Source organism: Demequina salsinemoris (genome assembly GCF_000974805.1).
GTDB lineage: Bacteria > Actinomycetota > Actinomycetes > Actinomycetales > Demequinaceae > Demequina > Demequina salsinemoris.
This window is the reverse complement of the sequence record NZ_BBQZ01000003.1, coordinates 170,061-191,297: the sequence shown is the minus strand read 5'-3', so window position 1 is coordinate 191,297 and position 21,237 is coordinate 170,061. Positions and strand designations below refer to the sequence as shown.

21 protein-coding genes are annotated in these 21,237 nt (G+C 71.4%); 5 read left to right on the top strand and 16 right to left on the bottom strand.

The window, feature by feature from the left end; translation table 11 throughout:
• Positions 1–34: 34 nt before the first annotated feature.
• From AOP78_RS07850 to AOP78_RS07830, 5 genes are all read right to left on the bottom strand, one after another.
• Positions 35–1,828, bottom strand: a complete 1,794-nt coding sequence (locus tag AOP78_RS07850) for a [protein-PII] uridylyltransferase family protein (protein WP_062202936.1) — start codon at positions 1,826–1,828, stop codon at positions 35–37.
• A 15-nt stretch (positions 1,829–1,843) separates the two neighbouring features.
• The gene (locus AOP78_RS07845; RefSeq protein WP_042215355.1) at positions 1,844–2,182 is read right to left on the bottom strand and encodes a P-II family nitrogen regulator; all 339 of its coding nucleotides are present in this window, start codon (positions 2,180–2,182) and stop codon (positions 1,844–1,846) included.
• 3 nt (positions 2,183–2,185) lie between these two features.
• Positions 2,186–3,448 carry an ammonium transporter gene (locus tag AOP78_RS07840; RefSeq protein ID WP_062202934.1) on the bottom strand — a complete coding sequence of 421 codons (1,263 nt, stop codon included), beginning with the start codon at positions 3,446–3,448 and terminating at the stop codon, positions 2,186–2,188.
• Between the two features lie 214 nt (positions 3,449–3,662).
• Positions 3,663–4,802, bottom strand: coding sequence for a signal recognition particle-docking protein FtsY (ftsY, locus tag AOP78_RS07835; RefSeq protein WP_062202932.1), 1,140 nt, complete (start codon positions 4,800–4,802; stop codon positions 3,663–3,665).
• A 38-nt stretch (positions 4,803–4,840) separates the two neighbouring features.
• Positions 4,841–5,320, bottom strand: coding sequence for a hypothetical protein (locus AOP78_RS07830; RefSeq protein ID WP_062202930.1), 480 nt, complete (start codon positions 5,318–5,320; stop codon positions 4,841–4,843).
• A gap of 132 nt (positions 5,321–5,452) precedes the next feature.
• Here AOP78_RS07830 and AOP78_RS07825 point away from each other — a divergent pair, with 132 nt between their 5' ends.
• Positions 5,453–6,748, top strand: a complete 1,296-nt coding sequence (locus AOP78_RS07825; protein WP_062202928.1) for a hypothetical protein — start codon at positions 5,453–5,455, stop codon at positions 6,746–6,748.
• 62 nt (positions 6,749–6,810) lie between these two features.
• Here AOP78_RS07825 and smc read toward each other — a convergent pair whose 3' ends face one another.
• The 4 genes from smc to ndk form a co-directional block, all read right to left on the bottom strand.
• A complete protein-coding gene (smc, locus tag AOP78_RS07820; protein ID WP_062202926.1) occupies positions 6,811–10,419 on the bottom strand; it encodes a chromosome segregation protein SMC in 3,609 nt (1,202 codons plus the stop codon).
• A gap of 90 nt (positions 10,420–10,509) precedes the next feature.
• Positions 10,510–11,100, bottom strand: coding sequence for a TIGR00645 family protein (locus AOP78_RS07815; protein WP_062202924.1), 591 nt, complete (start codon positions 11,098–11,100; stop codon positions 10,510–10,512).
• Between the two features lie 76 nt (positions 11,101–11,176).
• A complete protein-coding gene (locus tag AOP78_RS07810; protein ID WP_201774764.1) occupies positions 11,177–11,803 on the bottom strand; it encodes a TIGR00645 family protein in 627 nt (208 codons plus the stop codon).
• Positions 11,804–12,061: 258 nt separating this feature from the next.
• Entirely contained in the window at positions 12,062–12,478 is a 417-nt protein-coding gene (gene ndk / locus AOP78_RS07805; protein ID WP_062202922.1) for a nucleoside-diphosphate kinase, read from the bottom strand.
• A gap of 42 nt (positions 12,479–12,520) precedes the next feature.
• On the opposite strand from ndk, the gene AOP78_RS07800 reads away from it, so the two are divergent.
• Positions 12,521–13,027, top strand: coding sequence for an adenine phosphoribosyltransferase (locus tag AOP78_RS07800; RefSeq protein ID WP_062202920.1), 507 nt, complete (start codon positions 12,521–12,523; stop codon positions 13,025–13,027).
• Between the two features lie 20 nt (positions 13,028–13,047).
• Here AOP78_RS07800 and AOP78_RS07795 read toward each other — a convergent pair whose 3' ends face one another.
• The 3 genes from AOP78_RS07795 to AOP78_RS07785 are packed head-to-tail and all read right to left on the bottom strand — an operon-like array spanning position 13,048 to position 15,361.
• Entirely contained in the window at positions 13,048–13,524 is a 477-nt protein-coding gene (locus tag AOP78_RS07795; RefSeq protein WP_062202918.1) for a hypothetical protein, read from the bottom strand.
• Entirely contained in the window at positions 13,521–13,967 is a 447-nt protein-coding gene (locus AOP78_RS07790; RefSeq protein ID WP_083979932.1) for a DUF4233 domain-containing protein, read from the bottom strand. The genes AOP78_RS07795 and AOP78_RS07790 overlap by 4 nt, the downstream gene beginning before the upstream one ends.
• The gene (locus AOP78_RS07785) at positions 13,964–15,361 is read right to left on the bottom strand and encodes a bifunctional folylpolyglutamate synthase/dihydrofolate synthase (RefSeq protein ID WP_062203268.1); all 1,398 of its coding nucleotides are present in this window, start codon (positions 15,359–15,361) and stop codon (positions 13,964–13,966) included. Before AOP78_RS07785 ends, AOP78_RS07790 begins: the two co-directional genes overlap by 4 nt.
• Before the next feature lie 114 nt (positions 15,362–15,475).
• Here AOP78_RS07785 and AOP78_RS07780 point away from each other — a divergent pair, with 114 nt between their 5' ends.
• Together AOP78_RS07780 and AOP78_RS15415 are read left to right on the top strand one after the other, a co-directional pair.
• Entirely contained in the window at positions 15,476–16,258 is a 783-nt protein-coding gene (locus tag AOP78_RS07780; protein ID WP_062202914.1) for a DUF2510 domain-containing protein, read from the top strand.
• 86 nt (positions 16,259–16,344) lie between these two features.
• Complete coding sequence (locus tag AOP78_RS15415; RefSeq protein ID WP_062202912.1) at positions 16,345–16,923, top strand: DUF2510 domain-containing protein; 579 nt, start codon at positions 16,345–16,347, stop codon at positions 16,921–16,923.
• Positions 16,924–16,965: 42 nt separating this feature from the next.
• On the opposite strand, the gene AOP78_RS07770 is transcribed toward AOP78_RS15415, so the two are convergent.
• Positions 16,966–18,420 (bottom strand): bifunctional folylpolyglutamate synthase/dihydrofolate synthase, encoded by a 1,455-nt coding sequence (locus tag AOP78_RS07770; protein WP_152659457.1) that lies wholly within the window; start codon positions 18,418–18,420, stop codon positions 16,966–16,968.
• 160 nt (positions 18,421–18,580) lie between these two features.
• The gene (locus tag AOP78_RS07765; RefSeq protein WP_152659456.1) at positions 18,581–19,141 is read right to left on the bottom strand and encodes a hypothetical protein; all 561 of its coding nucleotides are present in this window, start codon (positions 19,139–19,141) and stop codon (positions 18,581–18,583) included.
• Positions 19,142–19,217: 76 nt separating this feature from the next.
• On the opposite strand from AOP78_RS07765, the gene AOP78_RS07760 reads away from it, so the two are divergent.
• On the top strand, positions 19,218–20,117 hold the full coding sequence (locus AOP78_RS07760; protein ID WP_062202908.1) for an aminotransferase class IV: 900 nt from the start codon (positions 19,218–19,220) through the stop codon (positions 20,115–20,117).
• Between the two features lie 32 nt (positions 20,118–20,149).
• Here AOP78_RS07760 and AOP78_RS07755 read toward each other — a convergent pair whose 3' ends face one another.
• On the bottom strand, positions 20,150–20,329 hold the full coding sequence (locus tag AOP78_RS07755; RefSeq protein ID WP_062202906.1) for a hypothetical protein: 180 nt from the start codon (positions 20,327–20,329) through the stop codon (positions 20,150–20,152).
• A gap of 67 nt (positions 20,330–20,396) precedes the next feature.
• Positions 20,397–21,221 carry a sulfurtransferase gene (locus AOP78_RS07750; protein WP_066730244.1) on the bottom strand — a complete coding sequence of 275 codons (825 nt, stop codon included), beginning with the start codon at positions 21,219–21,221 and terminating at the stop codon, positions 20,397–20,399.
• Positions 21,222–21,237 lie beyond the last annotated feature (16 nt).

Here is a 21,237-nt window from a genome sequence, read left to right as displayed (position 1 = left end):
GCCGCCCTGCGCGCCCGCCGACGACGGGGCCGGCTCACTCGGCGCCGGCGTCACCCCTCGCGACGAGCGCGGCGCGCGCTCGCACGTAGAGCGTCTGCACGAGCTGCTCGCGCCACTGCGTCCAGGCCTTCGGACCCGCGGCGCGCGCATCGCACTCGGTGAGCGCGCGCAGCGTGTCCAGCAGGTCCAGCCGATCGTCGACGGCGGTGAGCAGCTGCTCGATCGTCACGGGATCCTCAGGGTCCTCCGTGGTGGCGAGGTCGGCGAGGGTGAGGTGCTCACGCACCAGCAGCTCGACATCGTCCGTCGTCCGCGCGGACAGCCCGAGCCGCCTGCCCATCGCGGGGATGAGCGCGGCGCCGTCGATCGAGTGGTCGGTCGCGCCCGCACGCTTGCCGATGTCGTGCACGAGGAGTGCGAGCCGCAGCAGGTCGTGGTCGATCTCGTACTTGCGCATCTTCGCGGCCAGGACGACGGACTCGATCATGTGCCGGTCGACGGTGAAGCGATGGATGGGGCTGCGCTGCGGGCGGTTGCGCACCCCCGCCCACTCGGGGAGGCCGCGCACGACGAGGCCCGCAAGGTCGATCGCCTCCCACACGGCGATGAGGTGGGCGGAGCCTCGCAGGAGCTCGCGCAGGTGCTCGCGCGCCTCGGCTGGCCAAGGCTCGGGAAGGTCGGGGCAGCGCTCGAGCGTCTCGAGGAGCGTGGGCGTGATGGTGAGGCCGGTCGACGCAGCGGTCGCGGCGGCGCGCAGCGGCAGCAGGGCGTCCGCGGTCGCGTCGTACCCGGGGGCGAGCGCGAGCTCGCCGTCGACGTCGATGAGTCCCGTGGCCACGACGGTGTGACGGGGCGCGCGGGCTCGCCGCCGCGCGAGGAAGGCGCGCGAGCCGACGCCCGAGCGTTCGAGCGAGCGCCGCGCGCCGCGCTCGGTCATGTCGAGCGCGTAGGCGATCTCACGTCCCGCCTCCGCGAGCGAGGCGAGCAGGTCGTCGGGGTCGCCGAAGCCGAGGGCCGTCGCGACCTCGTCCGCGAGGTGGCGGCCCAGCACGTTCTGCGGGCGGCCCACCTCCATCTGGATCGCGTCGCGCACATCCATGACGTGCGAGCCGGCCTCGTCGACCGCGCCGTGCGGCCGGTCGGTGAGCCACGTCGCGGACAGGCCCGTGAGGCTCACGAGGTCGCGCAGCCCGCCCCTGGCCTCCTTGAGGTTCGGCTCGATCAGGTAGGCGAGCTCTCCATGGCGCTCGGAGCGCGCCTTCGACGCGGCGAACAGCTCGGGCAGCCGCTTGCGCGCGGCGGCGCGCCAGTCCTGGTAGATGAGGGAGCGCGCGCGCTGCGCGAGCTCCTTGTCGCCCGCCACGGGCCTGAGGTCGAGCAGGCCGGAGGCCGCGCGCAGGTCCTTGGACGCGACCTGGCGCACCTCGGTGAGCGAGCGCGACGAGTAGTCGAGCTCGAGACCCGCGTCCCAGATCGGATACCAGAGCCGTTGCGCGAGCTCGGCCACCGCGTCGGACGTGAGCGCGCGACCGTCGTGGATGAGCACCACGTCGAGGTCCGAGTACGGCCCCGAGTCTCCTCGGCCGAGCGACCCCACGGCGCCCAGCGCGACCCCCTCCTCCAGACCCTCGGCGGCCTCGTCCCAGTGCGCGGCGAGGGCCGCGATGGTGAGGTCGGTGAGCGCCTGACGGCGGTACTTCCCGGGAGCTCCCTCCCGGTACAGCGTGTCGGCCAGCTCGCGCCTCAGACGCTTGAGGTCCCGCACCCCATCGGGATGCGGGACCTCAGCGTCCGAGCCTTCGCGGAACTGACCGTCCCGGCTCGGCATATGCGGTATGGCTCCTTACAGAGCGTCCGCGCCGTGCTCGCCGGTGCGAACGCGGGCGACGTCGTCCACCGGGACGACCCAGACCTTGCCGTCACCGATCTTGCCGGTCTGCGCGGCCGAGACGATGGCCTCGGTCACGGTCGCGGCGTCGGCGTCGTCCACGAGGACCTCAAGACGCGTCTTGGGCACCAGGTCGACGGTGTACTCGGCACCGCGGTAGACCTCGGTGTGTCCCTTCTGGCGGCCGTAGCCGGCAGCCTCCGAGACGGTCACGCCCTTGACGCCGGCAGCCTCAAGGGCTGCCCGGACCTCGTCGACGCGGTGCGGCTGGATGATTGCAGTCACGAGCTTCATGGTTTACAGAGCCTCCTCGTAAGCGGTCTCACCGTGCTCGGCGAGGTCGATGCCTGCCACCTCGACCTCTTCGGCGACGCGGATGCCGATCGTGTACTTGAGCGCGAGGCCGATGATCAGCGTCAGCACGCCCGAGTAGACGATCGCCACGAGAGCACCGATGATCTGCGAGGCGAGCTGGGTGAAGTCACCGCCGTAGAACAGACCGTTCAGCGCACCGTCCGGCGCCCACGTGGTGCCCTCGTCCAGGTTAGCGAAGAAGCCCAGCAGCACGGTACCGATGACACCACCGACGAGGTGGACACCGACGACGTCGAGCGAGTCGTCATAGCCGAACTTGTACTTGAGCGAGACCGCCATGGCGCAGATCGCACCGGCGATGGCGCCGATGGCGAGCGCGCCCCAGGTGTCGACCGCGGCAGCGGCCGGGGTGATCGCGACCAGACCTGCGACGATACCGGAGGCGCCACCGAGCGAGGTCGGCTTGCCGTCGCGGATCTTCTCCACGAGCAGCCAGGCGAGCGCGGCGATGCCGGGCGCGACCAGCGTGTTGAGGAACGCACGACCGGCGGTCGCGTCAGCGGCCCACTCGGAGCCGGCGTTGAAGCCGAACCAGCCGAACCACAGGAGCGCGGAGCCGAGCATCACGAACGGCAGGTTGTGCGGCTTCATCGGCTCCTTGCCGAAGCCCTTGCGGGTGCCGAGCAGGAGCGCGAGGACGAGGCCAGCCACACCGGCGTTGATGTGGACGACCGTTCCACCGGCGAAGTCGATGACGGTGCTGGGCGAGAACGAGCCGAGCAGGCCGCCACCCCAGACGCCGTGCGCGATGGGCGCGTAGACGAGCGAGACCCAGATGACCGTGAAGAGGGTCCAGGCGCCGAACTTCATGCGGTCGGCGACCGAGCCCGAGATCAGCGCGACGGTGATGATCGCGAAGGTGGCCTGGAAGGCGACCATCACGAGGGCCGGGATGCCGACGCCGGCGCCGAGGCCGTCCGCGTCAGCGTAGCCGTTGAGGCCGATCAGCCCGGAGATGCTTCCGAACAGGCCCTCGCCCGGTCCGAATGCGAGGCCGTAGACGTAGACGACCCAGACCACAGCGACGGTGAAGATGCTGATGAAGCTCATCATCATCATGTTGAGCACGGACTTCGTGCGAACCATTCCTCCATAGAAGAACGCCAGTCCCGGCGTCATGAGAAGGACGAGTGCGGTCGCAACGATGATCCACGCGGTATTGCCTGTGTCCAGCGTGAAATCCATTGGTTTTCTCCCTTTCGCTAACCCTTCGGCTAGTCAAGAGAGACCCTCCCGCAGAACTGTTACGCCTGAACTGCCCCCGTGTTTCGGGACTGTTACATGGACGCCGGTCGAGTAAAAGGTGTGTTGCGGATCTCACACGGTGGGACGATGACGCGCATCGCCGGCATGGGGTGACACGTCCACGGAACCCGCCTGCTAGCGGACGATGCGCCTGCTAGCGTCCCAGCAGCCCGTCCACGAACTGCTCGGCGTCGAACGGCGCGAGGTCGTCCTCGCCCTCGCCGAGCCCGATGAACTTCACCGGCACGCCCAGCTCGCGCTGCACCGCGACGACGATGCCGCCGCGGGCGGTGCCGTCGAGCTTGGTGAGGACGATGCCCGTCAGGGGCGCGACCTCTCCGAAGACCCGCGCCTGGGTCAGCCCGTTCTGCCCCGTGGTCGCGTCGAGCACGAGCAGGACCTCGCTGGGAGGGCTGACCTTCGACACGACGCGCACGATCTTGCCGAGCTCGTCCATGAGCCCCGCCTTGTTCTGCAGCCTGCCGGCGGTGTCGACGAGGACCACGTCGAGCCCCTGGTCCTTGCCCGCCTGCGCGGCCTCGAACGCGACCGATGCGGGGTCCGCGCCCTCGCGGTCGGAGCGCACCACCGGCACGCCGACGCGGGAGCCCCAGGTCTCGAGCTGATCGGCCGCGGCCGCGCGGAAGGTGTCGGCCGCGCCCAGCACGACCGTCTTGTCCTCGGCGACGAGGACGCGCGCGAGCTTCCCGACGGTCGTGGTCTTGCCGACCCCGTTGACGCCGACGACGACCGCGGTGGCGGGCATCCCCTCGGCGCCGGTGAGGTCGAGCGACCTGTCGAGCGTCGGATCGACGACGTCGAGCAGCGCCTGACGCAGGAGCGCGATCGGCTCCGCCTCGGGCTCGGCCTTGAGCCGGGCGCGCAGATCCTCGAGCAGGACGTCGGTCGAGGCCGCGCCGACGTCGGCCGCGAGCAGCGTCTCCTCGAGCTCGTCCCAGTCGTCCTGGCTCAGCGAGTCGCGCGAGAAGATCGACAGCAGCGTGGCGCCGAAGCCGCCGGACAGCCGTGAGCGCAGGCGGGCGAGCCGGGACTCGGGAGCCTCGGGAGCGGCACGGGCGGGCTCGGCCTCCTCAGCCGGAGCCTCCTCGACCGCCGCTGCCTCGGGCTGCTCGGCGCCCGGCTCGGCCGTCGGCGGAGCGGCGGGCGGTGCGCTCGGCGGCTGCTGTCCGCCGCCGGGGCGGCGCAGCAGCGCGAAGGCGCCGCCGCCGATCGCCGCGAGCGCGACGATGATGACGACGAGGTCAGCGTCTCCAGGGATCCATGTGACGTCCACGGGCCCAGTGTGTCAGACGGTGAGGGGTCCCAGGGGGCTCAGCGGCGTCCGCTGTCGGCCAGCACCGGGGTCCCGCCGGTCTCGGTGCTCGCCTCATGCGAGGCGCCGAGCGACCTCACGACCGGCAGCTCCTTGAGCGCGGGTCGGCTCTGCCAGAGGTCGACGGCACGGTCCTTGAGCTCGGGGAGGCTCTGCTTGACGGACTCTGCCCGGTCCTTGAGCGACGGCCCCTCGGTCCGCTCCTTCACCGCGACGATCTCCCTGAACCGCACACGGGGCTCTCCGTCCTCGGCACGCGTCGGCGAGTCGAGCCGGCCCACGACATCCCAGTCGAAGTCGTCGCGCGGCACCTCGTGCTCGAGCACGCCCTCTTGTGGCACGTTCCCCTCGCGTCGCCCTCGGACGAGGTCGAGCAGGTGCCTCCCCCGCCCCTCGTCGAGCGCTGCGGCGACGATGACGATGACTGCGAGCGCGAGCGCGAGCAGCAGCGTGGCTTCCATGTCGTGGAACGAGATCACAGTGAGTTCGAGTCCTCTCGTGTTCGGATGCGCGGCGGCCCCCGTCGCACCTGGTCGCAACGATCTGGCGAAACGGGACATTCCGGGTCCTTCATGGGCGTGAACGATCGACGCGCGCGTTACGCTCCCCCCATGCCGGAGTCCGCCCACACGATGCCGTCAGACCACCACGACGCCCCCGCGTCGCATTCCGGAAATGCACGGACATCATATGCGATCCTCGCAGCGGCGGCGGCACTCGCTGTCACGCTCGGTGGATCGTTCCTGCTGTGGCGGCTGGTGTCAGGTGACGACACCGGGACGGGCTCGCCGGCGGCCTCCGCGTCGGACGCGGCCGCGTGTCCCGCGGTCGCGTCCGAGGTCCTCGAGCTCGACGGTCAGGTGGTCGAGCCGGATTCACCGTTCTGCCTCGTGGTCACCGAGCGCACGGAGCTGACGGTCGGCGCGGCGGCGCTCGAGGAGGGCGACGACCTCGCGCTGTCGCTCGAGACCACCGACGGCGGGATCCTCGCCCAGGCGGACACCTCGCTCGGCGCCGACCCGACCGTGACCGTGGTCGTCGAGCCCGGCGCGTACGTCGGCTACGTGACCGCGCTCGACGGCACGGACGCTCCCCCGTTCCTCGTGTACACGTCGACCCTCGAGGCCTCCGACTCCGACACGACGACGACGGCCGTCGTCACCCCGACCCTCGCGGACTGCGGCGCGGACGTGCCGCTGTTCACGGACGAGGCGACGCTCGAGACCGACGGCGACTCGCCGTACCTGTGCCTCGAGGTCACCGAGCCGACCTTCCTGGTCGCGGGTGCCGAGTCGCACGCGGAGCTGACCCCGGACGAGGGCGGCCCCGACCTCACCCTCGCCATCTCCGCGTTCGACGACGACGGCGTCGCCCAGGTGCTCCGGTCCAACGACGACGTGTTCGGCTACGACCCCGAGATCACGATCGACCTCGAGCCCGGCACGTACCTGGTCTCCGCATCGTCCTGGTTCGGCACCGAGTCGGGCGACATGACGCTCTACGCCGGGCCGGCCGGCTCGATCATGCGCACGGGCGACGTGAGCACCGCGATCGACGGCGTCACGGAGGCCGCGTGCGACTCCGCGACGAGCATCGACGTCGGCGACGCCATCACGGTCGAGGGCGAGCAGGAGTACGTGTGCCTCGACAACCCGACGAAGCAGCGCCTGAGGATCGAGGCGGCGACCCTCGCCGACCAGGACCTGGTGCTCGAGGTCGTGCAGTTCGTCGACGGCGAGGCCGTCCGCGTGGGCTGGTCCGACACCGACCCCGACGACGACACCCTCACGAGCACCGACCCCGCGATCGACAGGGTCCTCCCCGAGGGGACCCTGCTGATCGCCGTCACGACGTTCTTCGACGACGACGCGGCGGACTACGACCTCAGGGTGGTCGCGGAGGACTAGGGACGATGCGGGAGCCGGACGATGCGGGGGCGGAGCCTCGCGCTCGCGGCGCCGGGGGGGCGCTACGCCGCGTCGTCGTCGCGCAGGCGTTGGGAGATGACCGTCGTGACGCCGTCGCCGCGCATCGTGACGCCGTAGAGGGCGTCGGCGATCTCCATGGTGCGCTTCTGGTGCGTGATCACGATGAGCTGCGAGTCCTCCTGGAGCTCGCGGAAGATCTCGAGCAGGCGTCCCAGGTTCATGTCGTCGAGCGCGGCCTCGACCTCGTCCATGACGTAGAACGGGCTGGGGCGGGCCTTGAAGATCGACACGAGCAGCGCGACCGCGGTGAGCGAGCGCTCGCCGCCCGACAGGAGCGACAGCCGCTTGACCTTCTTGCCCGCGGGCCTCGCCTCGACCTCGATGCCCGTGGTCAGCATGTGCTTGGGGTCGGTGAGCACGAGCCTGCCCTCGCCGCCGGGGAACAGGCGCGGGAAGACCCTGTCGAACTGCGCGGCCGTGTCCTCGAAGGCCTGGGTGAAGATCTGCTCGACGCGCTCGTCGATCTCCTTGACGATCTCGAGCAGGTCCTCGCGCGATGACTTGATGTCGGCGAGCTGATCCTGGAGGAACTTGTGCCGCTCCTCGAGCGCGGCGAACTCCTCGAGCGCGAGGGGGTTCACGCGCCCGAGCTGGTTCATCGCCCGCTCGGCCTGGCGCAGCCGCTTCTCCTGCGCCTCGCGCACGAAGGGCTCGGTCGGGGTGAAGTCCTGGTCCAGGTCCTCCCCCGCCTCGGCGGCGGCGGCGAGCGCGGCCTCGCGGGCGGCGTCTCCGACTGGGCCGAACAGCGGCACCGGCAGGTGCGGTCCGAACTCCTCGACCAGCTGCGCGGGGTCCACGCCGAGCTCGTCGATCGCCCGCTGCTCGAGCTGCTCGAGGCGCACACGCATCTGGGCGCGGGCGACCTCGTCCTTGTGGGCGTCGTCGGTGAGACGCGCGTGCTCCTGGACGTACTCGTCGACCGAGCGGCGCACGCCCGCGAGCTCGCCCGAGCGCTCCGTGCGCGCGAGCTCGGCCTCGGCGCGGGCGTCGTCGGCGCGCTGCACCGACACGTCGATCGCCTCGATCGCCTCGGTCGCTCCCGCGAGCACCTCGGTGGCCGCGGCCGCCTGACGTTCGCGCCGCTTGGCGGCCTCCGCGGCCCGCGCACGCGCGTCCCGCTCGGCCTCCGCGGCCCGCTCGAGGCTCTCGGCGCGGGCGGCGAGCGCCCGCGCCCGCTCCTCGCTCGTGCGCAGCGCGAGGCGCGCCTCGGTCTCGCGGGCTCGGGCCGCGGTCGCGGCACGCGCGTCCGCGGCCCGCGTCTCCTGCGCCTCGTTGACGTCCGCCTCGAACTGCTCGGGCTCCTCCTGCGCGGCGGCGAGCCGTTCGGTGAGCTCCGTGAGCGCGTCCTGGTCGGCCTTCATGCGCTCGGCCGCCTGGTCGAGCTGCACCTGGACGCGCTCGGCCTCGGCGCGCGCCGCGCGCGCGGACGCGTTGAGGTGGCCGAGCTGCTCGGCGACCGCCGACAGGCGCGCGTCGGACTCGTTGAGGCGGTCGAGCGTCGTCTGGAACCGCGTGTGCGCGCCCCGCTCGGCGTCCTCGGCCGCGCGGATCTCGAAGCTCGTCGCCTCGACCTGACGGGCGGCGGCGTCGCGAGCCTCGCGCGCATCGTCCAGGGCAGCCTGGAGGTGCAGCACGCTCGGCGCCTCGCCGGCGCCGCCGTACGCTCCTCGGCCCGAGAGCAGGTCTCCCCTGCGCGTGACCGCGGTGACCTCGGGGTGGGAGGCGACCAGGGTCCGCGCGGACGCGAGGTCGTCCACGACCGCGACTCCTGACACGGTCGCGCGCACGGTGTCGACGATCCCTGCAGGTCCCGAGACCAGGTCGGATGCCCAGGCCGCGCCGTCGGGAAGCGCCACCGCGGGGTTGACCGGGCGCGCGTCGAGGTCCGCGACGACGAAGCGCGCGCGTCCGGCGTCCTCGTCGCGCAGCCAGCGGATCGCGTCCACGGCGTCCTCGACCGTGTCGACCGCGAGCGCCTCGGCGAGCGGGCCGAGCGCCGCCGCGATCGCGTCCTCGGCGTCGCCCGCGACCTCGATCAACGCCGCGACGGTGCCGCGCACCGCGCGCACCCCCTCGGCGAGCAGCGCGCCCGCGCCGTCCTTGCGGGCGAGCGTGAGCTCGAGAGCCTCCGCCTTGGCCGCCCACGTGTCGCGCTCGCGCATCGCGGCGTTGAGCGCGTCCTTGAGCGCGGTCAGCGTCTCCTTGGCGACATCCCACTCGGAGGTCGCGACCTCATGCTGCTCATCGAGGTCCTCCTCGCCCTCCTCGACGGAGGTGACGGTGGTCTCGAGGGCCTGGAACTCAGTGGTCGCCTCGTGCGCGCGCCTGCTCGCGGCCGCGAGCGACTCGTGCATGCGTCCTACCTCGTCCTCGGTCGCCTCGACGCGCGAGCGCTTCACGGCGACCTGGCCCGCGATGCGGGCGACGCCCTCGCGCCGATCCGCGATCGAGCGCAGCAGGTTCGCATGGTGGCGCTCGGACGCGTAGGCCACGTCCTCGGCCTCCTTGCGGGCCGCCTCGGCCGCCTCGAGCTCGACCGCCGCCGCCGCGACCTCGGCGTCGAGCTCGGCGCGCGCGGCCTTCGCCCGCTGCACCTGCTCGTCGAGGTCGACGAGGTCGGCGGTCGGCAGCTGCTCGACCTGGTGGCCGAGCATCCTCAGGCGCTCGTCAGCGAGAGTCGCGAGGTTGCGCAGCCGCTCGCGGATCGCGCTCAGGCGATAGAAGAGATCGTTGGCCCTCGTGAGCGCGGGCGTGGCCTCGGCCGCGACGCGCTCGAGCTCGGCGAGCCGCTCGCGGGCCTCCTGCATCGCCTTCTCGACTGCCTCACGACGCTCGGTGAGCGCCGACTCGTCGGCCTTGTCCTGCTCGAGGCGGCCCGTGAGCTGCGCGAGGTCGTCGGCGATGAGGCGGGACCTCGCGTCGCGCACCTGCACCTGGATGGTCTGCGCCTGCCGCGCGACCTCGGCCTGCTTGCCGAGGGGTCCGAGCTGGCGACGGATCTCCGCGGTGAGGTCCTGGACGCGCGTGAGGTTGGCCTGCATGCCGTCGAGCTTGCGCAGCGCCTTGTCCTTGCGGCGACGGTGCTTGAGGATGCCCGCGGCCTCCTCGATGAAGTGGCGGCGGTCCTCGGGGGTCGCGCGCAGCACCGCGTCGAGCTGACCCTGGCCGACGATCACGTGCATCTCACGGCCGAGGCCCGAGTCGGACAGCAGGTCCTGGATGTCGAGCAGTCGGCACGCCGAGCCGTTGATCGCGTACTCCGAGCCGCCCGACCGGAAGAGCGTGCGGGAGATCGTCACCTCGGAGTAGTCGATCGGCAGCGCGCCGTCGGTGTTGTCGATCGTGAGGGAGACCTCGGCGCGGCCCAGCGGCGCGCGGCCCGAGGTGCCGGCGAAGATGACGTCGTCCATCTTGCCGCCGCGCAGCGTCTTGGCGCCCTGCTCGCCCATGACCCACGCGAGAGCGTCGACGACGTTGGACTTGCCGGACCCGTTGGGTCCGACGACGCAGGTGACCCCTGGCTCGAACTCGAGGGTCGTCGCCGACGCGAAGGACTTGAAGCCACGCAGCGTCAGCGTCTTGAGATGCATGGTCGGGAGTCTAGGGGAACCGGCACCCCGAGCCGGGGACGCTCACCGGCGACCGCCGAGAGCGCCCCGCGCCCGCATCGTCCCTGCGCCCTACTCGACCTCGTCGAGCTCGGGCGCCTGGATCGACGGGTGCGCGTCATGCGCGGTCGCGAGCAGCACCTGGCGCTTGGCGCCGATGTAGTCCATGAGCGCGAACAGCACGCCCGACAGCACGAACGTGAAGTGCAGCCCGATGCGCCACGCGATGCCGGTGTAGTCGTAGTCCTCGCCCGCGCCCTCGACTGCGACGAAGTCCTTGAGCAGGAGGATCACGGAGATGGCGACCAGCGAGCCGATGAGCTTCATCTTGAGGCCCGAGAAGTCGACGTGGCCCATCCACGACGGACGGTCCTCGGACTGCTCGGCGGCCTTCATCTTGGACACGAAGTTCTCGTAGCCCGCGAAGATCACGATGACGAGCAGATTGCCGAGCAGTGCGATGTCGATCAGCGACAGCAGGTCGACGGTGATCTCCTCGGCCTCGGTCGTGAGGCTGAAGCCGGAGACCAGCTTCCAGAGGGCGGTGAAGAACTTCGCGAGGACGACCAGCAGGCCGGCCACGAGGCCGACGTACATGGGGGCGAGCAGCCAGCGGCTCGCGAAGAGGGCCCTCTCCAGGCCGTTCTCAAGGGTGTCGCGCACGACGGGGCTCCAGGGGTTCGGGGACTGGTGAGCCCCGAGAGGATACCCAGATCGGCGAGGCGCGCCCGACCCGCGCTCAGATGCCGTCGGCGTCGGTGCGGACACCCTTCTCGAGCGCGGGCACCTCGAACTGACGCGCCGGCGCCGACGTGGGGTGGTCCACGTGCGCCTTCACGAGCAGCACCTCACGCTTCGCGGCCATGTAGTCCATGATCGAGAACAGCACGCCGGAGACGGTGAACGTGAGGTGCAGGCCGATGCGCCACGCGATCCCCTCGTAGTCGATGTGCTCCTCGTCGTGGATGGCCACGAAGTCCTTGAGCAGCAGGATCACGGAGATCGCCACGAGCGAGCCGATGAGCTTCATCTTGAGGCCCGAGAAGTCGACGTGGCCCATCCACGACGGCCTGTCCTCCGAGTCCGCGGCGGCCTTGATCTTGGACACGAAGTTCTCGTAGCCCGCGAAGATCACGATGAGGATCAGGTTGCCCAGCAGCGCGATGTCGATGAGCGTGAGGATCCCGACCGTGATGTCGTCCGTCGGGGTGTCGACCGTGATGGTGGTCACCATCTTCGCGAGCTCGATGAAGAACTTGATCGTGACCCCGATCAGCGCGGCGGCGAGACCGAGGTACATCGGCGCCAGGATCCAGCGGCTCGCGAAGATCGCCTTCTCGAGCCCGTCCTCGAACACATCCCTCACGGCAGCCCCCTCAGGCTCGCGCGGCGCCCCACGACACGCCCTCCGGCGCGCCGATGCGGGGACATCGGTGCTCACGCGACCACAGCCACGTGGGTCTTTCCTGGGAGGATACCCACCACGGCATCGTCTGGGAAGAGCGGGTGCCTGCGCGCCGAGGCGCGCGGGACTGTGCTGGACCCTCGCGCGCGGGACGATGCTGGATGCTGGACCCCCGCGCGCTGGACGATGCGGGAGGCCCGTCCCTGGGACGGGCAGTGCCTACAGCTCGGGGAACCAGATCCCGATCTCGCGCTCGGCGGACTCGAGCGAGTCCGATCCGTGCACGAGGTTCTGCATGACCTTCATGCCCCAGTCACGGCCCAGATCGCCGCGGATGGTGCCGGGAGCAGCGGTGGTCGGGTCGGTCGCGCCGGCGAGAGAGCGGAAGCCCTCGACGACGCGCTGTCCCTCGGCCACGATCGCGAGCGTCGGACCTGACAGCATGAACTCGACCAGCGCCTCGTAGAACGGCTTGCCGGCGTGCTCCTCGTAGTGCTTGCCGAGGATCTCGGGGGTCGCCTGCCGCAGCTCGACGGCGACGAGGCGATAGCCCTTCCCCTCGATGCGTCGCAGGATCTCTCCCGAGAGGCCGCGGTGGACTCCGTCGGGCTTGACCAGGATCAGGGTGCGCTCCATGACCGCGACCCTACCGCGCCGGGCCGTGCCAGGATGGGAGCCATGATCACGCTCGATGACTTCGACACGTATCCCGACTTCCCTGTCGAAGGGATCCTGTTCTACGACATCGCGCCGATCCTGGCGAGCCCCGAGCGTTTCCGCGAGGCGTGCATCTCCCTGATGCCCCCGCGCGACGCCGAGGTCGACATCGTCGCGGGCGTGGACGCGCGCGGCTTCATCTTCGCGCCCGTCGTGGCGCAGACGCTCGACGTCGGCATGACGATGGTGCGCAAGAAGGGCAAGATGCCCGGCGACCTCCTCGAGGCCGACGCGACGATCGAGTACGGCTCGTCCGAGCTGACGCTCAACCCCAACGGCATCGACGGCAAGCACGTGCTCGTGATCGACGACGTGCTCGCCACGGGCGGCACCGCGCGCGCGGTGGCGGAGATGCTCGAGCGCGCCGGAGCAGCGAGCGTGCGCTTCAGCTTCCTCATGGAGATCGGCGACATCCCCGGTCGCGAGGTGCTGAAGGACTACGCGGTGACCTCGGCCGTCGTCGTCTGACGTCGCATGCGCCTCGCGCTTCAGGCGTCGACGACGGCGCGCTGCTTGTAGCCGGGTGCCCACCGGACGGCCGCGAGCACGATGCTCACTCCCACGAGCATCCCCATCACGACCAGGAACGCCACATAGCCCTGGTTGGGATCCACGGGGATCGAGTCGAGCGAGCGCACGTACGCGGCATGCGTCGCGACCGCGGTCACGAGCGCAGCGACGGCGAGCGCGCTGATCGAGCCGAGCAGCCACATCGGCGCCTGCTTCGTGTCCGGGTTCTCCTGGAGGAAGCGCGACCACCGCAGCATCGCGTAGAAGCCCGACAGGTTCATGAGCGACAGTCCGACGAACATGATGATGTAGATGTGGTCGGGCGGGTCGCTGTGGGCGCCGTCGGCGAACGTCAGCAGGACGGTGCGCTCGAGCGCCCAGAACATCATCGACATGCCGATCGTGCCCGTGACGAGCAGCCCGCCCATCGTCCACAGCAGGCGTGACACGCTCATGCCTGACCTCCCTCGGTGACGTCGCCGCCGGGCTCGGTCATCGTGGCTGCCGCCACGTCGGCGCGCTCCGCGCGCTCGCGGTCGATGCGACCGCCGAGCCGCAGCGCCGTGATCCACAGCACGAGGAACACGGCTCCGAGCGCCGCGATCGCCGGAACGACGATTCCCGCGACCAGCATCGGGACCTGCAGCAGCCACCCGAGCCATCGTCCCCAGGGCCGCTGCTGGACGCCCGAGGCGAGCAGGAGCAGCACCATGAGCGCGAAGCCGCCCAGCAGGAGGCCCAGGATCACGCCGTACGAGTGATCGGACAGCGTGCCGGCCTTGGCCAGGCCGAAGACGGTGAGCGCGGAGAACAGCGCCACGAACGCCTGGAGCGCGAGGACGGTCTGGGTGAACACGAGTGTCGCGGGGCGCTGGCCCCGTGGTCGGGTGTCGCTCATCGGGCCTGGCCCGCCCCCTTGCGCTTGTCCGCGTCGAGCAGGATGCGCGCGTCCGCGACGAGCGTCACGGACCCGACGACGATGACTCCCGCGCCCATGTCGTGGTCGCGCTCGGCACGCTGCACCGCGGCGTCGATCGCGTCGGGCAGCTTCGGCTCGATCGTCACCCTGTCCTCTCCGAACACCTCGATCGCGAGCTCTCCGAGCTCGTCGGCCGGGATCGCGCGGGGCGAGGACGATGCGGTGATGACGATGTGGTCGAGCGCGGGCTCGAGACCGCCGAGGATCCCCTCGGCGTCCTTGTCCTGGAGGACGCCGACGACGCCGACGAGCGCCTCGAACGTGAAGGACTCCTCGAGCGCGTCGACCAGGGCGTCCACGCCGTGCGGGTTGTGCGCGCTGTCGACGAGGATCATCGGGGACGTGCGCACGGCCTCGAGGCGACCTGGCGAGGAGACGCCCGCGAAGCCCGCCTCGACGATCTCGCCCACGAGCGCACGGGGCTCTCCCCCGCCGGCCATGAGCGCCTCGACCGCCGCGAGCGCGAGCAGCGCGTTGTGCGCCTGGTGCGCGCCGTACAGCGGCACGAAGATCTCGGCGTAGGTCGCGGCGGGCGTGCGCAGGGTCACGAGCTGGCCGCCGACTCCGGGCTGGCGGTCCACGACCTCGATCTGGTCGCCCTCCCACAGGGACGATGCGGCACGCTCGTCGGCGGCCGCGCGCAGCACGGGGACGACCGGCTCGGACTGCTCGGCGATGACGGCGACGGACCCGTCCTTGATGATCCCGGACTTCTCCGCGGCGATGTCCACGAGGCTGTCGCCGAGGTAGTCCTGGTGGTCCATGGCGACCGGGCCGATCACGGCGACGTCCGCATCGGCGACGTTGGTCGCGTCCCACACGCCGCCCATGCCGACCTCGATCACGGCGACGTCGACCGGGGCGTCCGCGAAGGCCGCGTACGCGAGGACCACGAGCACCTCGAAGAAGCTCAGGCGCGGGCCGCCCTCCTGCTGCGAGCGGGCGTCGACCAGGTGGATGATCGGCGCGACGTCCGTCCACAGGCGGACGAAGTCCTCCTGGGAGATCGGCTCGCCGTCGATCTGGATGCGCTCGCGCACGCTCGTGAGGTGCGGAGACGTGAACAGTCCCGTGCGCAGGCCGTGCTCGCGGATGAGCGACTCGGTCATGCGCGCCGTCGAGGTCTTGCCGTTCGTGCCCGTGAGGTGCACGACGCGGAACGAGCTCTGAGGATCGCCGAGGGCCTCGCACGCCGCGCGCACGCGGTCCGTGGTGGGCTCGAAGCGGTGCTCGGGGTTGCGGGAGATGATGTGGGCGTAGATCTCGCGCTCGGCTTCGTCGAGCGACAGTCCGCCGAGGTCCAGGTCTGTCATGTCCACCAGTCTCCCATGGGCGGAGCGCTGTTCCGCGTGGCGATCTCTGGCGCGACCGGGACGCGTCGGCTTAGTCTGGCCGCATCGTCCAGGAACGACGGCTGAGGGGGCGACATGACGTCGACGACGCCCGAGGCGGGCTGGTACCAGGATTCCTCCACGCCCGGCCTGGCAAGGTGGTGGGACGGCAGCCAGTGGACCGAGCACACCGCGCCGCTCGACGGACCCGAGCCGCCCCCGCCGGCCGGGATGCCCTCCGAGCCTGACGCGGCCGCGCCGGAACCGGAGGCCCCGACCGCGAAGCCCGCGCCCGGGACGTTCGAGCCCGAGCCTGAATCGTTCACGCCGGAAGGCGACCCCTCCCCCGGTCCCGAAGTCTCCGACACGACGACGCCTCCCGCCGGCGTCTCCACGGGGTCATGGGTCGCCGCGCCGTCGGCGCCGACGCCGGGCCGGTCGGGAGCGAGCGGATCACGGCGGTTCCTCGTCGTCCTGCTCCTGCTGGTCGTCGTCGCCGCGATCGCGGTCGGGGCCTGGTACTGGATGTCGTCCCTCGCGACCGATGTCGAGGACGCGGGCGCGCAGATGACCGGCGCGGTCGATGACGCCGGCGACACGGCCGCGAGGAGCGACGTGCAACAGCTCCAGACCGCGCTCACCGTGTACCTGTCCGCCGACGGGTCGGGCGAGCTGCCGACGATCACCTCCGATGGGTCGGCCTACCTCATCGAGGGCGCGTCGGGCGACACCACGTCGGTCGGGATGTCCGAGGGCGTCGCCTTCGGGGGCTTCTCGGGAACCGACGGCAGCGACTGGTGCGTGTGGGTCACTGCCAGCAGCGGGGTCTCCTACCAGGGAGAACCGGGAACGACTCCGTCAGAGGGCCGCTGCGGCTGACACGTCGCAGGCCCTGGCGCACCTCACGGTCGGGCCGCTAGCCTGGGCGCACCGTCCGCGGGGGTCGGACGGGATAGGGGGATCCCATGGGGCAGGCCGCGCCCGCAGGCTGGTATGCCGACCCGAGCGCGCCGGGGACGGTGCGCTACTGGGACGGTGGCGCATGGACGGAGCATGTCGCGCCCGCCCCGACCCTCGCGCCGGCGGCCGTCGCCGTCGCGACCGGCGCGCCCCGCACGGGCATGACCACGGGGGCCAGGGTCCTGATAGTGCTCGGCATCATCGTCGCCGGCTTCGTCGTCATCGGGATCCTGGCAGCGATCTCCATCCCGATCTTCATGAACCAGCAGCACAAGGCGAGCGACGCGGAGGCGCAGGCGGCGGCCGCGAAGCTGGGCGTGGCCATCGCAAGCGGCCTCGTGGAGAACCCGTCCGGCGGACTGCCTCAACTGTCGCAGGCCGCCGACGGAACAGTCACCCTCAGCTACGACGGGGGCTGGTCCGAGACGCTCGAGCTGCCCACCGACGTGACCCTGGGAGGGGCCAGCGGCGACGCCGTGGGCTTCTGCGTCTTCGTGCTGTCCTCCGCCGGATCGGGCTTCCAATACGACGCGACGAGCGGCGCGAGCCCCGGCACGTGCGGGCAGGGCGAGGACCTGTCCTAGCGTCGCGGGTCCGCTCCGTGCTGCTCGACGCGGACCCGAGCGTCAGGCCGGCTGCGGCTCCGCGCTGCCGTCCGACGCGCCGTGCTGCACTCCGCGAGCGAGCGGCAGCGTCGCCTCTGTGACCGGCGCCATCGCCTGCGCCGCGAGCTCGCGGCGGGCCTCGCCCACGAGCGTGATGGACCCCGCGACGAGCACTCCCGTCCCCTCCCCGTGAGCGGCGGCGAGCGCGCGCGCCTCCGCGAGCGCGGTGGCAACGTCGGGCGCGACGGTCACGCGCTCCTGCCCCATCGACGCCCGCGCCTGAGCGGCGAGCGTGTCGATCGCGAGGGCGCGGCGCGACTCGGTGCGGGTCACCACCGCGTGGTCCAGGATCGGCGCGAGCCCGTCGAGGATGCCGACGTAGTCCTTGTCCCCCAGGACCGCGACCACGCCGATGACCTTGGTGAGCCCGAACGCCTCGTGCAGGGAACGCGCGAGAGCCTCGATGCCGTGCGGGTTGTGGGCGGCGTCGCCGACGACGATCGGGTCGGCGGCGATGACCTCGAGCCGACCCGGCGAGGTGGCGGCCGCGAACCCTCGGGCGACGACGTCGGGGTCGAGCGAGCGAGGGATCCCATCGCCGAGAGCGACCTCGACCGCGGCGAGCGCCGTGAGCGCGTTCTGCGCCTGGAAGTCCCCGTGCAGCGGGACATGGATGTCCTCGTAGGTGGCCGCGGCGGTGCGCAGCGTGACGATCTGCCCGCCAGGCGCGACGCGTCGCGCCTCAACGCTCATGTGCGCGCCTTCCCAGAACACGGAGGCTCCGCGATCAGCCGCGGCAGCGGTGATGATCTCCGCGGCCTCGTCCTTCTGCATCGCGGAGATCACGGCGGCGCCGGGCTTGATGATGCCGCACTTCTCCGACGCGACGCCTGGCAGCCCTCCGGTGAAGTAGCCGTCGTGGTCGAGCGCCATCGGGGTGAGGACGGCCACGCGGCCGTCGCCCACGTTGGTCGCGTCGCGGCGACCGCCGATGCCTACCTCGATCACCGCGACGTCCACGGCGGCGTCGGCGTACGCGGTGAAGCCGAGGACCGTGAGGACCTCGAAGAAGCTCATGCGAGGACCGCCGCGCTGGAGGGAGCCGGCATCGACCGCGTGGATCGCGGGGGCGACGCGCTGCCACAGACGGATGAGGTCCTCCTGCGGGAGCGGGCGGCCGTCGATCTGGATCCGCTCGCGCAAGGTCGTGAGATGCGGCGAGGTGTAGAGGCCCGTGCGCAGCCCGGAGGCGCGCAGGAGCGACTCGATCATGCGGCTCGTGGAGGTCTTCCCGTTGGTGCCGGTGACGTGCACGATCCGCAGCGCGCGCTGCGGATCACCGAGCATGGCGAGCGCCTCGGAGACGCGCAGAAGCTTGGCCTCGTGGTCGGCCTCGGGGTGGCGGGCGAAGATGTGCGCGTCGATCTCGCGCTCGGCCTCGGAGAGGCTGATCTGGGGGAAACCTGCGTTGGTCACCGAGCAATTCTGAGGCACGAGAAGGCATGCTCATGACCATTCTCGGGAGCGATTTTCGACGACACCGAGCGCGCCTTCATCTCCCCTGCTACAGCAACCTTTTCGCGCGTCGAGGAGGCCCCGTGATCGCGGTGGTCACCGCGTCGTCACCGGGGAGGTCTCAGTCGAGCTGGCCGAGCAGCCCGCCCAGGATCTGGATGAGGATCCAGCCGCCCACGATGAAGCCGATCAGGCGCTTCACCTTGCGCCCCGCGTCAGCCTGAGACGCGGGCGTCTGGGGAGGGTTGGCCCCCAGCGGGGCGCGTGGCATCGCGGTGGGCGATCCGGCCGCCCCGGAGGACGGCGAGGACGATGCGGGAGGAGCCGGGCGCGCCCCCGGGGACGTCGTCCCGGGGAGCCTGCCCTGGACAAGGTCCGCCATCCATTGCGGGGACGTGGGATCGGGGTATGCCACCGGCGCGGGACGCGCCCCGGTTGATCCCTGAGGCGGGCGCGGAGGCGCTGTCGGTGTGGGTGCTGGCGCCGCTGCCATGCCGCCGTATGGTGAGGACGGCGCGGCGGGCTGGTAGGTGGACGCGACGGAGGGCGCGGCGGATCCCGCCTCCTTGGCGAGCATCTGCGACGAGATGGTCTCGGGGTCGAAGTCGCCTCCGACCCACTGGTCGCCGTCCCAGTAGCGCGCTCGGCCATGGACGATGCGCCATCCCGCCTGTGATGTCATCGACACCCCTTTCCCCTCGCCATCCTCCCACGCAGCGGCAAGGAGGCGATAGGTTGGCTGAATCGAAGGGAGCCACATGCGCACGCTCGTCCTCTGCGGCACTCCGGCGATCGGGATGCCTCCCGAGCGCACCCGGGTGATCGACCCTGAGACGCCGATCGCGACGGCCACGGATCTCGGCCTGACCCGCGGCGACGGCGTGTTCGAGACCGTCGGCGTCCACCACGGTCGGATGCTCGACCTGGAGCCCCATCTCGAGCGCCTCGCGCAGTCGGCGAGGCTCATGGACCTGCCGAGCCCCGACCTCGCGGCCTTCCGCATGGCGATCACCCTCGCCGTCGGTGACCTCCTCGACAACCTTGAGCGCACCCCCGTGACGGCCCTGTGCAAGATCGTCTACACACGCGGCGAGGAGGATGCGCTCGCGGCACCCCCGGGCCGTCCGCTCGGCTTCGCGCTCGCCTACGACTTCCCGGACCCCACGGAGGCCCGCCGCGAGGGAACGTCGGCCGTGACCCTGACGCGCGGCTACCCGCTCGGCATCGGCGAGACTGCGCCGTGGCTGACGATCGGCGCCAAGACGCTGTCCTACTCGGTCAACATGGCCGCGCTGCGGCATGCCCGCACGCTGGGCGCCGAGGAGGTCCTCTTCATCACCACGGACGGGTACGTCCTCGAGGCTCCCCGCTCGACCCTGCTGATCCGTCAGGGCGAGGTCATCAGCACGCCCGCGGTCACCGGAGGCCTCCTGCACGGCACCGCGCAACGCGCGGCGTTCGAGGCGTTCGAGTCGCTCGGCCTCACGTGCGAGTACCGCGACATCCACCACGACGAGCTCGCCACCGCTGACGCGCTGTGGCTCGCGGACTCCGGCTTCCTGCTGCGGCCGCTCCACACGCTGGACGGGCGCCGCTACAAGGTCGACGAGCGGCTCACGACGGCGGCGATCCGGCTCATCCTCGCCGGCACGCTGTAGCGCGGGTCCCCACGGGGCTCAGCGCATCGGGCTCAGCGCACAAGCAGCCCCGCGACGATGAGCACGGTGCCGGTCACGGCGAACAGGTTCGCCAGGGTGACCCGGGGCATCCTCTCGACCCATCCCCTCGCGCGGTCGGACCGGGGATGGCGTCGCGCGCCGCCCAGGTCGCTCGGCCCGATGACATCGTGCCGGTGCCGTACTGCCCCCATGAGATCCCCCGATCTCGCGTCGTGACACCATCATGACACGAGATGCCACGTCGCCGTCGAGCGAGGCTCAGGGCGTTTCTCCTGTGGCCACGGGCCGGCCCATGTTCGACCACGCCGACCACGATCCTGGATAGAGGGCGACATCCGTGATGCCCGCGATCTCCATCGCGGCGATCTGGTGCGCGGCGGTCACCCCGGAGCCGCAGTACACCGCGATCGCCCCGGGATCGGTCGTGAGCTCGGCGAAGCGCGCGGTGAGCGCCGCGGCCGGCTTGAACCGGCCGTCGAGCTCGGAGTTCTCGGTCGTGGGCGCGTTGACCGCCCCGGGGATGTGACCGGCGACGGGGTCCATCGGCTCGACCTCGCCGCGGTACCGCTCGCCAGCCCTCGCATCGAGAAGCAGCCCCTGATAGGCGCCCGCCTCGTCCGCGGTGATCACGGGCATGTGACCCCAAGAAAGCGTCGCATGGCCGGCCAGCGGCATCGCGGACCCCTGCTCGATCGGCAGCGCGAGCTCGGCCCACGCGGGGAAGCCGCCGTCGAGGATCCGCACATCGACGCCAGCGTGACGCAGGAGCCACCAGGCACGGGACGCACCGAAGGACGGCCCGCCGTCCATGACGACGACGCGCATGCCGTCATTCAGGCCCCACGCGCGCGCGGCCTTCTCGAGGCGCTCACGCGAGGGAAGCGGGTGGCGGCCGGCGGTCGGCTCGCCGTGGGTCGACAGCTCGGTCTCGAGATCCACGTAGACCGCGCCCGGGACGTGGCCCGCCTCGAACTCGGCGCGCCCGTCGGGCTGGGTGAGCGCCCACCGCACATCGAGCACGAGCGGCGGGTGCGCGCTCGCCATCTCCTCGGCGAGCTCGCCCGCCGTGATCAGCACCGTCATGTCGTCCTCCTCGTCG

What these genes read in the sequence shown, in the direction of transcription:
- ndk (WP_062202922.1), bottom strand. Translation starts at nt 12,478, where the DNA reads ATGGAGCGCACCCTGATCCTGGTCAAGCCCGACGGAGTCCACCGCGGC.
- AOP78_RS07780 (WP_062202914.1), top strand. Translation starts at nt 15,476, where the DNA reads ATGACGTCGACGACGCCCGAGGCGGGCTGGTACCAGGATTCCTCCACG.
- AOP78_RS07825 (WP_062202928.1), top strand. Translation starts at nt 5,453, where the DNA reads ATGCCGGAGTCCGCCCACACGATGCCGTCAGACCACCACGACGCCCCC.
- AOP78_RS07845 (WP_042215355.1), bottom strand. Translation starts at nt 2,182, where the DNA reads ATGAAGCTCGTGACTGCAATCATCCAGCCGCACCGCGTCGACGAGGTC.
- AOP78_RS07755 (WP_062202906.1), bottom strand. Translation starts at nt 20,329, where the DNA reads ATGGGGGCAGTACGGCACCGGCACGATGTCATCGGGCCGAGCGACCTG.
- AOP78_RS07760 (WP_062202908.1), top strand. Translation starts at nt 19,218, where the DNA reads ATGCGCACGCTCGTCCTCTGCGGCACTCCGGCGATCGGGATGCCTCCC.
- AOP78_RS07800 (WP_062202920.1), top strand. Translation starts at nt 12,521, where the DNA reads ATGATCACGCTCGATGACTTCGACACGTATCCCGACTTCCCTGTCGAA.
- AOP78_RS07790 (WP_083979932.1), bottom strand. Translation starts at nt 13,967, where the DNA reads ATGAGCGACACCCGACCACGGGGCCAGCGCCCCGCGACACTCGTGTTC.
- AOP78_RS07795 (WP_062202918.1), bottom strand. Translation starts at nt 13,524, where the DNA reads ATGAGCGTGTCACGCCTGCTGTGGACGATGGGCGGGCTGCTCGTCACG.
- AOP78_RS07765 (WP_152659456.1), bottom strand. Translation starts at nt 19,141, where the DNA reads ATGACATCACAGGCGGGATGGCGCATCGTCCATGGCCGAGCGCGCTAC.
- AOP78_RS07850 (WP_062202936.1), bottom strand. Translation starts at nt 1,828, where the DNA reads ATGCCGAGCCGGGACGGTCAGTTCCGCGAAGGCTCGGACGCTGAGGTC.
- AOP78_RS07785 (WP_062203268.1), bottom strand. Translation starts at nt 15,361, where the DNA reads ATGACAGACCTGGACCTCGGCGGACTGTCGCTCGACGAAGCCGAGCGC.
- smc (WP_062202926.1), bottom strand. Translation starts at nt 10,419, where the DNA reads ATGCATCTCAAGACGCTGACGCTGCGTGGCTTCAAGTCCTTCGCGTCG.
- AOP78_RS07750 (WP_066730244.1), bottom strand. Translation starts at nt 21,221, where the DNA reads ATGACGGTGCTGATCACGGCGGGCGAGCTCGCCGAGGAGATGGCGAGC.
- AOP78_RS07840 (WP_062202934.1), bottom strand. Translation starts at nt 3,448, where the DNA reads ATGGATTTCACGCTGGACACAGGCAATACCGCGTGGATCATCGTTGCG.
- AOP78_RS15415 (WP_062202912.1), top strand. Translation starts at nt 16,345, where the DNA reads ATGGGGCAGGCCGCGCCCGCAGGCTGGTATGCCGACCCGAGCGCGCCG.